This window comes from Micromonospora lutea (genome assembly GCF_016863535.1).
Taxonomy (GTDB): Bacteria; Actinomycetota; Actinomycetes; order Mycobacteriales; family Micromonosporaceae; genus Micromonospora; species Micromonospora lutea.
Map to the genome: position 1 here is coordinate 182,902 of NZ_BOPB01000002.1, position 13,195 is coordinate 196,096.

The 13,195-nt window shown below is 70.1% G+C and carries 8 protein-coding genes; 3 read left to right on the top strand and 5 right to left on the bottom strand.

Translation table 11 applies throughout. The features are described from left to right. Positions 1-275 precede the first annotated feature (275 nt). A complete protein-coding gene (locus tag Vlu01_RS02255; RefSeq protein WP_203992225.1) occupies positions 276-1,874 on the top strand; it encodes a DHA2 family efflux MFS transporter permease subunit in 1,599 nt (532 codons plus the stop codon). A 95-nt stretch (positions 1,875-1,969) separates the two neighbouring features. Continuing rightward, positions 1,970-5,218 carry an ATP-binding protein gene (locus Vlu01_RS02260; protein ID WP_203992239.1) on the top strand — a complete coding sequence of 1,083 codons (3,249 nt, stop codon included), beginning with the start codon at positions 1,970-1,972 and terminating at the stop codon, positions 5,216-5,218. Between the two features lie 144 nt (positions 5,219-5,362). Here the strand turns inward: Vlu01_RS02260 and Vlu01_RS02265 are convergent, their stop codons facing one another. From Vlu01_RS02265 to Vlu01_RS02275, 3 genes are all read right to left on the bottom strand, one after another. Next, the gene (locus Vlu01_RS02265; protein ID WP_203992242.1) at positions 5,363-6,220 is read right to left on the bottom strand and encodes an ABC transporter permease; all 858 of its coding nucleotides are present in this window, start codon (positions 6,218-6,220) and stop codon (positions 5,363-5,365) included. Then, complete coding sequence (locus tag Vlu01_RS02270) at positions 6,217-7,233, bottom strand: ATP-binding cassette domain-containing protein (protein ID WP_203992267.1); 1,017 nt, start codon at positions 7,231-7,233, stop codon at positions 6,217-6,219. The genes Vlu01_RS02265 and Vlu01_RS02270 overlap by 4 nt, the downstream gene beginning before the upstream one ends. A gap of 315 nt (positions 7,234-7,548) precedes the next feature. Then, positions 7,549-8,535: an aldo/keto reductase gene (locus Vlu01_RS02275; protein WP_203992279.1), complete on the bottom strand. Its 987-nt coding sequence runs from the start codon at positions 8,533-8,535 to the stop codon at positions 7,549-7,551. Between the two features lie 243 nt (positions 8,536-8,778). On the opposite strand from Vlu01_RS02275, the gene Vlu01_RS02280 reads away from it, so the two are divergent. Further along, a complete protein-coding gene (locus Vlu01_RS02280; protein ID WP_203992304.1) occupies positions 8,779-11,973 on the top strand; it encodes an NACHT domain-containing protein in 3,195 nt (1,064 codons plus the stop codon). 17 nt (positions 11,974-11,990) lie between these two features. On the opposite strand, the gene Vlu01_RS02285 is transcribed toward Vlu01_RS02280, so the two are convergent. Both Vlu01_RS02285 and Vlu01_RS02290 read right to left on the bottom strand, forming a co-directional pair. Then, positions 11,991-12,221, bottom strand: coding sequence for a Rho termination factor N-terminal domain-containing protein (locus tag Vlu01_RS02285; RefSeq protein WP_203992307.1), 231 nt, complete (start codon positions 12,219-12,221; stop codon positions 11,991-11,993). Further along, positions 12,218-13,150 (bottom strand): ParA family protein, encoded by a 933-nt coding sequence (locus Vlu01_RS02290; RefSeq protein ID WP_203992310.1) that lies wholly within the window; start codon positions 13,148-13,150, stop codon positions 12,218-12,220. Before Vlu01_RS02290 ends, Vlu01_RS02285 begins: the two co-directional genes overlap by 4 nt. Positions 13,151-13,195: the final 45 nt, after the last annotated feature.

Here is a 13,195-nt window from a genome sequence, read left to right on the forward strand (position 1 = left end):
CTGGCACCGCCTTCCCCACCTCAGCCCCAAACCTTGACCGCGCGTACCCGTTTACGGCCCTGGCAAGCCTCTTTACGGCCCTGGCACGCCTCGCGTGGCAGAGCCACCGTGGGCGTGCTCACACAATGCTCTGCTGATGGCAAAACGGGCGGCGAAGTGTCCTTGCCGGGGGCTACTGTGCCGTGCGGGCTTGACCGCCGCGTCGCGCCGATCATTGGGCGCCATGTCGGCCACCACCGCTCGTCCTTCGGACAGATCCGACAACGGGAGACCTCGTGACACAGCCACCTGTGGCGGCATCTCAGCCTGTGCCGACCTCGGACAAGCTCGACGCTGCGGTGCTCAAGGTGGCCGGCGTTGTCGTGCTCGGCGCGCTCATGTCGATCCTCGACGTGACGGTGGTCAGCGTCGCCCTGCCGACGTTCCAGAGCGAGTTCGACGCGTCGTACGCCCGCGTCGCCTGGACGATGACCGGTTACACGCTCGCCCTGGCCACGGTCATCCCGCTCAGCGGGTGGGCCGCCGACCGGTTCGGCACCAAACGCCTCTACATGATGGCTCTGGCGCTGTTCACCATCGGCTCGGGCCTGTGCGCCACCGCCGACACGATCGGTGAGCTGATCACCTACCGGGTGTTGCAGGGGCTCGGCGGCGGCATGCTCATGCCGATCGGCATGGCGATCATGACCCGGGCGGCCGGACCGAACCGGATCGGCCGGCTGATGGCCGTGCTCGGCATCCCGATGCTGCTGGGCCCGATCGGCGGTCCGATCCTGGGCGGCTGGCTGATCGACGTGGCGAGTTGGCACTGGATCTTCCTGATCAACCTGCCGATCGGCGTCGTCGCGCTGGTCTACGCCCAACTCGCCCTGCCGAAGGACAGCCCGCAGCCGTCCGAGTCGTTCGATTTCCTCGGCATGCTGATGCTCTCACCAGGTCTGGCCCTCTTCCTGTACGGCGTTTCCACGCTGCCCGAGGCCGGCACCTTCGCCGACTCCGAGGTGTGGGGGCCGATGCTGATCGGTGCCGTGCTTGTGGTGTCGTTCGTCCTGTACTCGTTCAAGCCCCAGCACCCGCTGCTCGACCTGCGGCTGTTCCGTAACCGCAGGCTGACCATCGCGGCGTTGACGCTGTTCGTCTTCATCATCGCCTTCATGGGCGCCGGGCTGCTGTTTCCGAGTTACTTCCTCCAGGTGCGTGGTGAGTCGACGCTGCACGCCGGCCTGCTCATGGCCCCGCAGGGCATCGGTGCCATGGTCACGATGCCGATCGCCGGCATGCTCGCCGACAAGGTGCCGGTCGGCCGGACGGTGCCGTTCGCGCTGCTGTTCATCCTCGCCGGGTTCTTCACCTTCACCCAGCTCGACGCGGACACCTCGTACGTGCTGCTCTGCGGCTCGCTGTTCGTGATGGGCCTGGGCATGGGCGGCACCATGATGCCGATCATGACCTCGGCGCTGAAGACGCTGAGCGGGCCCGAGGTGGCCCGAGGTTCCACGTTGGTGAACATCCTCCAGCAGATCGGCGGTTCCGTCGGCGCCGCGGTGATGTCAGTGATCCTCACCAACGAGCTGAACAGCTCCCGGCCGATCCCCGGCCTCACCGACGAGAGCGGCAATCCGATCACCGAGGCCGGCCTGGCGATCGCCGCCCAGCAGCGGCCGGAGCTGGCGCAGCAGGTTCCCGATCCGTCGCTCATCGAGCGCGGGCTGGACTTCGCCGCCAACTCCTTCGCCACCACGTTCTGGGTGGCCTTCGCCCTGGTGGCGGCGACGCTCATCCCGGCGGCGTTCCTGCCGAGGCGGCGGGAACGGTCGCACCTGCTCGACGACCAGCCGGGAGACCAGCCGAGGACGCCGGTCATCGTGCACTGACCCGGCCCGGTCCGGTCGACTCGGCTGGCAGCACCGCTGGGCGCCGCTGAATCGCGCGGAAACGGTGTCAGCCCGGTCCGCTACCGTCGGTGGCTATGAGGGGGCAGGCGGGCGGATTCATGATCGGACGGGATCATCCGGCCAGTCTGTTGCGGGCCGAGGTCGACCGGGCCAGCGCCAGCCACGGCGGCTTGATGCTGGTCGCGGGGGAACCCGGGATCGGGAAGACGATGCTGGTGACCGCCGCCGCCGACGAGGCCCGCCGACAGGGCGCGCTGGTGCTCAGCGGTGCCTGCTGGGATTCGGCGAGTGCCCCCGGCTACTGGCCGTGGACGCAGGTGCTGCGCCGGCTGCGCCGGTCACCGGAGGACTGGGCGGTGGCTCGGGAGTCCGCCGAACCGGCGCTGGCCCTGCTGCTCGGCGAGGGTAGCGCTCCGACGCCGGCCGCCACCCACGGTGAGGGCAGTCTGCTGGCATCGGCCGCCACCCACGGTGAGGGCAGTCTGCTGGCATCGGCCGCCTCCCGCAGTGGCGGCGACGCCGAGCAGGAGGCGTTCGCCCTCTATGACGCGGTCACCACCGCGCTGGTCGCCGTCTCGCAGCGTCGGCCGGTCATGGTTGTCCTCGACGACCTGCACTGGGCTGACGCGGCGTCGATGCGACTACTGCGGTTCGCCGCCCAGCACACCTGGTTCGAGCGGCTGTTGCTCGTCGGCACGTACCGCGACGCCGAGGTGGAGGCCGTCGATCACCCGCTCCGGCCGCTGCTGATGTCGCTGGTGGCCAAGGCCACCACGATCAGCCTCGCTGGTCTGACCCGGGACGAGGTCGGCGCGCTGATGACCCGCACCGCCGGTAAGGCGCCCGATCCGAACTGCGTCGACGATGTTTACCGGCGCACCGGCGGCAACCCCTTCTTCGTGGAGCAGACCGCCCGGCTGTGGCACGCCGACGGCGCGCTCGCCACCATCCCTCCCGGCGTACGGGAGGTGGTACGGCGGCGACTGGACCACCTGCCCGCCATGGTGACGGACGCGCTCACTGTCGCCGCGGTGCTGGGGCGGGAGTTCCACGGTGAGGTTCTCGCGGCCGGTGCGGGGCTGCCGCCCGCCCGGGTCGGCGAGTTGCTGGATGTCGCGGTCACCGCGCGACTGCTGCTCAGCCTCGGCGACGGCCGGTACGCCTTCGTGCACGACCTGGTCCGCGAGACGCTCTATGACGCGCTGACCGACGACGACCGGAGGGCTCGGCACGCCGCCGTGGTGCGGGCCGTCGAGGAGCACGACGCGCTGGACCAGTTGCTGATCCCAGCCGACGTGGCCCGCCACGCCTGGCTGGCCGGCGCACAGCTGGACGCGTTCCGCGTCACCGAGTTGCTGCTCGAAGCCGCGCAGGACGCGAGGTGCCGGCTGGCGCTCGAAGAGTCCACCGTCCACCTCAGACGGGCGTTGGAGGTGGCACGGGACGACGTCCAGCGGATCAAAATCATGACCGCGTTGACCGACCAGCTCTTTCACGCCGGTGGCCGGGAGGAGGCGCGTCGACTGCTCAGCGACGCCACCGCGCTGGCTCTGGCGGGCGACGATCCGGCGGTGCTGGCCAGGTTCGCGCTCAACGTGCGTCGTCACTGGCAGCTCGAACCCGTACCCGGCATCGACGGCGAGGGACTCCTGCGTGAGGCGTACCGGCGACTCATCGGCGAACCGGACGACAGTGTCGGGCTGACCGTCCTCGAAGCGGATCTGGTCACCGCCACCGAGACGCTGGCCCGGTCGATGCGGGACGACGAGGCGCTCACCATCAGTCTGTGGGTGCGACACGACTCCACCTGGGGGCTGGGTACCGCTCCCGAACGAGCCGCCCTCACCGGCGAGATCCGCGATGTCGCGCGCCGCAACGGCGACCGGGAGACAGAGCTGTGGTCCACCTCGCTGCGCTGGGTCGCGTTGCTTGAACTCGGCGATCCGCACTATTTCGACGAACTCACCGCCTTCGTCACCGGGGGCCGACAGACCGGCAAGCCCCGGCATCGGATGGCGGCAGCCATCGACGGCGGCATCGTCGGCGCTTTCCGCGGCGACTTCGCCGGCGCTGAGGTCTGCTACGCCGAGCTCGGCGAGCTGGACGACTGGGACCAGGCCGATCATGCCTTCCTCGGTCGCCACCTACGCTGGGCGTTGCTGTTGCTGCACGGTCGACTTGACGAAGCCGCCGCCCTGCTCGACGAGCTCACCGCAGCTGACCATCCGCATCTCAGCCTGCTGCGGGCGATCACCGCTGCCGAAGGCGGTGATCACCGCACGGCGGCCCGTCTCGCTGCGGACCTCGAAGCCGCGGGCACCCGGTTCACCGGGTCGATCTCGCCGATGTGGTTGCGGTTGCAGGCCCAGGCCTCGATCGCCGATCCGACCCGCTGCGCGGAGGTCCGTCAGGCCCTGTCGCCGTACCGGGGCCAGTGGCTCGTCTCGCTGTACGGCTGTGACCTCGGCGGCCCGGTTGATCACTGGCTTGCGGTGGTCGACGCCGTCGAACAGCGTTGGGACGACGCCGTCGCCGGTTTCTCCGCCGCTCGCGCCGCCGCTGACCGGATGGGTGCCCGGCCGTGGTCGCTGATCGCTCGGGCCGCGCTCGTCGACGCGCTGACCGCGCGTGGTCGCCCGGGTGACGTTACGAGCGCCGCCGCTCTGCGCGCCGATGCCGACCGGGAGGCGCGCGAACTCGACATGCCGCAGGTCCTGGCCCGACTCGCCGCCGCTCCGATCACCGACGCGCCGGAGGGGTCCGTCGAGACCGGCTCGGCGTACGAGTTCCGGCGCGATGGTGCTGTCTGGCGACTCACCTTCGATGGCAGCACCGCCCACCTGCCCGACGCCAAAGGGCTCCACGATCTGCGTCTGCTGCTCAGTCGACCGGGCGTCGACGTGCCGGCGGTCGAGTTGCTCGACCCGGCAGCCGGGCCAGAACTGGTCGCCGCCCGTCGGATGGGCGGCGACCAGGTGCTCGACGACGAGGCGAAGAGCCGCTACCGGCGTCACCTTGATCGACTCGACGACGAGATCGACCTCGCGGCCGGGCGTGAGGACGGGGTCAAGGTGGCGGCGCTGGACGCCGAGCGGCAGGCGCTGATCGACCAGCTCCGAGCCGCCGCCGGGCTGGCTGGACGTACCCGTCGGCTCGGTGACGAGGCGGAGCGGGCTCGCAAGACGGTCACCGCCCGCATCCGCGACACCCTGCGGCGTCTCGACCAGCGGCACCCACCGCTCGCCGCCCACCTGCGCGTCAGCGTCTCCACCGGCGCCGCCTGCCGCTACCTCCCACCCACCCCCCTCCCCTGGCACCTCTAACCCCACCCCCACCCCCCCACCCCCAGATCGGAAGCGTGATCATGAGGTTGTTGCCGATATCGATCTCCCTGAGCGCAATAACCTCATGATCAACAGGGCGGGGGGTGGGGTGGGTGGGTGGGGTGGGTGGGTGGGGTGGGTGGGTTAGCGGCGGTTGTAGCGGTGCATGGTTAGGGTGCCGAAGATTAGGATGAACGCGGCGCTCCAGAGCACGATCCAGATCATGGCCGAGGAGTCCGTGGCGCCGGCCATGGCCGCGCGTACCGACGACACCAGGTGCGTGATCGGGTTGGCCTTGACGAACGCCTGGAGCCAACCGGGCATCGTGGACGGGTCGACGAAGACGTTGCTCAGGAAGGTCAGCGGGAACAGCACCATCATGCTGACCCCCATCACCGACTTCTCACTGCGCAGGACCAGCCCGAAGAACGTCCAGACCCAGGAGAAGGCGAAGGAGAAGACCACCAGCAGGCCGATCCCGGCGAGGACGCCGAGCACGCCGCCGTCGGGGCGGAACCCGAGCACCAGCCCAACGCCGAGGATCACCAGCGCGGCGAGGACGTAGCGCAGCACGTCGCCGACGATCATGCCGACCAGCGCGGCGGGTCGCCACACCGGCAGCGTCCGGAACCGGTCGAAGACGCCCTTCTCGATGTCGGTGTTCAAGCCGACACCGGTGTACATGGTGATCATCACGACGCTGGTCACCATGATGCCCGGCAGGAAGAACTGCAGGTAGTCACGGGGACTGTCGGCGAGCGCGCCGCCGAACAGGTACGTGAACATCAGCACCATGATGATCGGGAACGCGGTCACGTCGAACAGCTGCTCGGGTACGTGCTTGATCTTCAGCAGGGCGCGCCAGCTGAAGGTCAGCGACGCCGACAGCGGGCTTGGCCGCGGCGGCCGTGCGCCTGGTGCGAGGACCGTCGCGAGCGCCTCGGACGAGGGTACGTAGACCGTCGGCGCGCGACCGGTCGAGGTGGCGGTGTCGCTGCTCATCGGGCTGCCTCCAGCTCGTCGTCCCGCTCGTCGGTGGCCGGCCCGGCGGGACGGTCGGTCAGGGCCAGGAAGACCTCGTCCAGGCTCGGCTGGCCGAGAGAGAAATCGTCGACCACGATGCCGGCGCGGGACAGCTCGCCCAGTGCCCGGGCGGCCTGCGCGCTGGCATCCAGTGCGCTGCCGTCGCCGCCGACGCGGGCGGTGATCGCCACCGGGTCGGCCTCCAGCTGAACCGGCACGCTCAGCGTCGTCTGCAACAACCGCTCGGCCTCGGGGCGCTGGTCCGCGTTGCGGAGCCGCAGGTGAACCGTGCCGGAACCGACCGATGACTTCAACTCACCCGGGGTGCCCTCCGCGATCACCCGGCCGTGGTCGACCACCGCGATCCGGCTGGCCAGCTTGTCGGCCTCGTCCAGGTACTGCGTGGTCAGCAGCACGGTCGTGCCGTGCGCGACCACCGCTCGGACGATCTCCCAGACCTGGTTACGGCTGCGCGGATCCAATCCGGTCGTCGGCTCGTCGAGGAACAACAGATCGGGGGTGTTGAGGATGCTCGCCGCGATGTCGATGCGTCGCCGCATGCCACCCGAGTACTTCTTCACCTGCCGTCCGGCCGCCTCGGTCAGCCCGAACGCGGCCAGCAGCTGCTCGGCCCGCTGCCGGGCGGCGGACTTGGGCAGCCCGAGCAACCGACCCAGCAGGATGAGGTTCTCCGTGCCGGTGAGGTCCTCGTCGACCGAGGCGTACTGGCCGGTCAGGCTGACCCGGGCGCGTACCGCGTCGGCCTCGGAGAGCACGTCGTGGCCGAACACCCGGGCCTGCCCGCCGTCCGGGCGCAGCAGCGTGGCCAACACGCGTACGGCGGTGGTCTTGCCGGCCCCGTTCGGACCGAGAAGCCCGTACACGGTACCGGCCGGAACCTGCAGGTCCATGCCGGCGAGCGCGCGGGTCTCGCCGAACGACCGGGTCAGACCCTCGGCCTCGATGGCGAGGCCGGAGGTACGTCTACTCATGATTGCGAAGTGTCCTTCCATTCGTCATGCCGGTGAGCCGGGACGCCGCGACCCGGCGGCCCACGACACCCCATGGGTACGACAGAATTCGCCCTTTCCATGTCGCCCGTCAGCTACAACGACGGTGGCTGGCGTCAGGTCGGCTCACTCCACAGGCGCGAGACGGCGGACAGCCGCCGCTAGACCAGACCTAGCGGCGGCTGTCCTGACGCCCGCGGCACGGTTCGTACACCACCTGTCGGCAGTTGTCCGGGGCCAACCCGCGTTAGCAACCAGCTCGCGGTGTGGCCGGCCCCGTCATGCTGCCGGCCTCCGTTACCAGGCGGTGTCGAGCCGGTGCCGTTGCTCGGGCGTCAGCTTCAGGTCCACGGCGGCGAGGCTCTCGTTGAGCTGCGCGACCGAGGAGGCTCCCACCAGCGGGATGGTGGGGACTTCGCCGTCGATCAACCAGGCCAGCACCACCTGGTTGGGCGTCGCACCGGTCTGCTGCGCCACCTCTCGCAGCGCGGCCAACCGCACCGGCGCGCTCGGCAGGTCGTACTCCGGGCCCAGCGGCTTGTCCGGACGTACGTAGGCGCCCCACAGCAGTGAGCCGTACGACACCAGGGTCAGGTCGGGCTCGGCCCGCAGGTAGCTGATCAGTTCACCGCTGGCCGCGCCCACGTTGCCGTCGGCGTCGAGGTCGTTCGGCCCGTCCAGCCGGGCCGGCAGGTAGCTACGGTGGTACTGGAGCACCTCGTACCCGGGCAGACCGGCCGCGGCGGCCAGTGCCCTGGCCCGCTCCACCCGCCAGGTTCGGTGGTTGCTCGCGCCGAGCAGCCCCACCGTGCCCTCGGCGACCAGTTCGGCGAAACCCTCCACGGTCTCCCGGATCGGCACCTGGTGATCCTCGATGTGGGCGTAGAGCAGGTCCAGCCGCTCCACGCCGAGACGTTCTCGGCTGCGCTCGGCGGACTCCCGGATCACCGTGGCCGACAAGCCCTCCGGGTTGTCCAGGTAGCTGGTGCCGGGAGCCAGTGGCCGCGCGCCGAGCTTCGTGGCGATGACGATCTCGTCGCCGATGCCGCGGCTGCGCCGCCACCGGCCGAGCAGTTCCTCGCTCTCGCCGCCCTGCCCGCCGGTCATCCAGAACGCGTAGTTGTCCGAGGTGTCGATGAAGGTGCCGCCGGCCTCGACGAACCGGTCCAGAATGGCGTACGAGGTGGCCTCGTCGGTCTTCGTGCCGAACAGCATCGCGCCGAGGCTGAGCACGCTCACCTCGCGGCGGGTACGCCTGTCGCTGCCGATCGTGCGGTACCGCATGGAAACTCCTCTCGTGCGTCCGAACAGGTGGACGCGGCACCAGCCTGCGACTTGGAGCGCACTCGAGGTCAACCCCGAGCGAGGCGTCAATTCGGATCGCCGTGCGGTGCGTTCCGCAACCCATGGGGTCCGCCGCATTCGACCAAAGGTCCAATGTCTACGGCACCTGAGCCCGGTGCGCAGCGGCACACCCACCCATACGGTGTGTTCCTGCCCGCTCTCACTGCGTAGAGGAGCCGCCTCGTGCCACAGTTGCCGGACCTGCCCTTCGGCCTGGAGTACGCGGCAGTCGGGGTCTTCCTGTTGGCGGTGCTCGTCGCGGTGATCCAGCAGTTCTTCGCCGACTGGATCAAAGCCCTGCTGGCCCGGCTCTGGGGCCGCGTAGCCGGCCGGCGACGCGGCATCCGGGCCGACGAGTGGCGCCGCTACCGTGCCTGGGTCGCCCGCACCTACAACCGGATGGAACTCGGCTTTCTGCGGGATGTCTCGGTCACGCTTGACGAGGTGTACGTGCCGTTGGAGTACGTGCAGAACGGCCGGCGGATCGACATCTACCGCGACGTCCAGGGCCGCCGCCGTACGGTGATCCTCGGCGCGGCCGGAGCGGGAAAGTCCATGCTGCTGCGGCACTCGATGGTGCGCTGGGCGGCGGCGCCCGAGCGGTTCGAACGGGTACCGGTGCTCGTCGAACTCGCCAGGTCCAACCGGGACGGACGTACGATCCGGCAACTGATCGCGGAGGCCTTCGGCCGGTTCGAGGAGGAACCTGGGCGTCATCGTCGCCACCGACGCACCCGTCCGCTGGTCGCCGACGCGGAGCAGGTCGTCGAGGTGGCGCTGGCCAGTGGCCGGCTCTGTGTGTTTCTCGACGGGCTCGACGAGGTGGTCACCGAACGCCGGGGCGCGGTCGCCGAGGACATCAAGGAGTTCGCCGAGCGTCATCCGACCACGCAGATCGTGGTGACCTGCCGGGACGCGGTCTACGACGGTGACCTGCGACCGGTCTTCGACCGGGAGATCCGGGTGGCCGGCTTCGACGACGCCGGTATCCGGCACTTCCTGCGCCTCTGGTTCACCCGCCGTCGGTCCGCCGGTGCGGAGCAGCACGCCGGGCAGGACCGTGACGAGGTGTCCGCCGACCGCCGCCACCTCGTGGAGCAACTCCTCGCGGAACTGCGGTCCAGCCCGACGGTGATGAGGTTGGCCCGCAGCCCGCTGATGCTCACCATGATCACCACTTTGTACGAGGCAGACGCCGGTGCGGGGCCGATGTTGACCAACTCGCGGGCCGAGTTCTACCAGCAGGCCGTCGAGCACCTGCTCCGCCGGGACCGGGATCTGGGCCGACACCGCAACCTGGCCCGCTACCAGGCCGGCCACAAGCTGATGGCGTTGCGCGCCATCGCACTGGCCGCCCAGGGCGGTCGGTCCCAGGGCACCGACCGCCGGGTGATCGGCGAGGCGGAGGTGTACGCCGAACTCGCCCGTATCCTGCCCCGGTTCCGCCTGGCCGAGGAGCACCTGCCACGCATGGTCGACGAGATCGTGGAACGCAGCGGGCTGTTGATCCGCATCGACGACAACAACCTGCTCTACGAGTTCGCCCACCTGACGCTGCAGGAATACCTGGCGGCGGTGGAACTCGCGGATGATCCCGACCGGCTGCTTCGGCTGTACCGGGAAAACCCGAGCAGGTGGCGGGAGACGGTGAAGCTCTGGTGCGCCGGTGCCAACCGCGACGCCTCCGACGTGGTCCGACAGGTTTTCGCCGGAGATGACCGGGACAAGCTGCTCGCCCTGGAGTGCGTCGCCGAGGCCCGGCAGATCGACGAGATTCTCGCTTCGATCATCGTGGACGACCATGTCCGGCTGCTCGGTACGCCGGTCGCCGACAAGCACCTGGTGCTGGCGGCGCTCGGGGCGGTGGCCGGCAATCCGGGGCCGTTCGGTCAGCGGCTCTTCGACAGCCTGGCGCAGCAGGCACGGTCCGGCGGCCCGGTGGCCGAGGACGCCGTGGTGGTCCTCGCGGAGTCCCGGCGTCGCGAGGCGATCGAACTGCTCAGCGAGATGGCGGTGCGGGTACCGGCGGCCCGTACCGCCTTGCGGGCCACGGGTGAGCTGGCCATCCCGACGCTGGCCGCCCGGGCCGGCGCAGGCTCGGTGGCCGCCGTCGACGACCTGGCCGCCGTCGGCACCCCCGCCGCCGCCGTGGCCCTGGCGGAACAGTTGTGGGCGAGCGACCCGCAGGTCGCCGTACGCGCGGCGTGGCGGCTGGCCGTTCTGGTCGGCGCGCCGGACGTGGAGAACGAGCTGCGCACCTTCGACCCCGCGGCCGTGGAGGCCGCGTCCGTGGCCGCCGAGGCGGTGCGGTTGGCCGACCGGCGGTCGGGACGACTACCGGGCGCGGACTGGTACGACTGGCTGTGGGCTCCCTTCGAGCCGGGTACCCCGCTGGCCCGGACGATGGGCCGCCTCGGTTGGTTGATTTCCAACTCGGAGGGCGACGCCCCGAGCGATCTCGGCACTGTCGACGTACGTCTCGCGGTCGGCCTCATCGCGCAGCCCGGTGTGCTCGTACGGCCCGGCATGTTCAACACGGGCAAGGTGTCCAAGGAGCTGACCGAGGAGCTGAGTCGCAAGGCACACGGTTTCGGTCACAAACGGCTGCTCTCCGGTGCCTTCGGCCCGTACGAGATCCGCATCATGCTCGACCTGGTGGCCCGGCGGGAGCCCGAGGCCGCCCGTGAGATCGCGATGCGGGCGCTGGCGCCTCGGATGCCCGGCTGGCGGGCGGCGGTGCTGACCAGCCTGCCGACGCCGGTACTGACGGAGCTGGCAAGTCGGCTGTGGAGCAGCACCACCCTCGACGCCGACCTGCGGGACTGGCGGACGCTCAACGAGCGGCCGGAGTCACCCACCGTCCTGACCTTCCTGCGCAACGTCGCGGTAACCCTCGGGGTGCTGGCCGGCGTGGCCCTGATCGGCATTGCCATCACCCGCTCGATCGGCACGGGGCTTGGCTGGTGGGCATGGGGTCCAACGGGGCTCGCCGGGCTCGTGGTGCTATGCGCGGTGGCCGGGGCGGCGGCCTTCATCGTCGGAGTGATCATGTCGGCTGACAGCGACCGGTTGTGGATGCCCGCCGTCGTCTTGCTCATCAGCGCGGTGGGACTGGTCGGAACGGGTGCGCCGGTGGCTTTCGCCACGGTGGCCGGTTGGTTGGGAGTCACGGTCACGGTGGTGGTGGGTGTGACGTTGGTGGGCGCGATCGTCGTGCTGGCGCGCTGGACCAGGCACCGCGAACGGGCCTTGCGAAATCCGTATCGGGCCCTGTTGGATCGGGCACCGTCGGTCCGCACCGCCGAACAGACCGTGATCGGCCGGCAGGCCACCGGTGGCAGCGGCCGACCACGTCAGGCGGCCAACACCGGCGGCTGAGGCATACCGGTGCCGGATCAGCGGCGGCGCAGCGCGGTGGAGGCGAGCCGGTAGCCGATGGTGTGCTCGACCAGCCGCTCGACCAGGTCCGCCTTGCGCAGCCCGCCGACGCCGCGCAACCCCAGCTCCGCAGCCAGCTCCCGCAGGTCACGAAGCGGCCAGGGGGCCAGGTACGCGGTGCCCTCGGCGCGGCTGGTCATCGTCGCCAACTGCCCGGCCGCGCCGGTCACGTCGCCCCGACCGCTCATGCCGGCTGCCGGTCCGGTTGCAGGTGGTCGAGGAACTCGGTGGCGAGGTTACGCAGTTCGTCGCGGACGGCGGGCACCGTGACCCGGTCGCGCAGCACCACCGGTACGCCGCGCGGGGTGTTCGTCGCGTAGAGGGTGACGTTCTCCCGGAGTGCGGTGGGGAAGACCGGCAGGCCCAGGTTGCGGACCTGGTCCATGTAGCTCTGATGGGTGGCGATGGGTCGCTGCGACAACAACTGGATCATCGTGAAGACCACACCGGCCACGCCGGGCGCGACCTTCTGGTGCCGGCGTACGGTGGCGAACCGGCGGGCGTCGGCGTTGTACTGCTCGACCAGTTCCCGCACGTTGCCGTGCAGGTAGTCGATGCCCAGCGTGCTCAGGTAGTCGGCCCTGGCCGGAATGACCAGGTGGTCGCTGGCGATGATGGCGGACTGGGTGACCACGTTGAAGTTCGGCGGGCAGTCGATCAGCACCATGTCGTACGGGTCGAGCCCGTCGGCGAGCAGTCCCTCGGCGAGGGAACCACGGACCCGGAACAGTTCGGCGTCGTACTCTTCGCCACCGGCGACGCTGCGGGCCAGGGCCAGGTCGATGTCCACCAGTTGCAGATGAGACGCGATCAGGTCGAGGCGTCCGGCGCCGGTGAGCCGGGCGTTCGCCGGGCCGGGCGACACCACCAGATCACCGAGGGTGACCGATGGGCTGCCCTCGCGCAGGCCGTCGTACCAGCGTTTCACGGTCCGGTTGTCGCGCAGCCGTTCCCGCCAGTCGTCCGGGTCGTAGAAGCCGAAGGTCAGGCTCGCCTGCGGGTCGAGGTCGATGAGCAGCACCTTCATCCCCCGGTTGGCCAGTTCGGCACCGAGGTTGGCGGTCACTGTGGTCTTGCCGACCCCACCCTTGTAGTTGATCACGGACACGATGTACATCGACGTACCTCCCCAAGACGACTGACGGTAGCGGGCCGTCCGGCG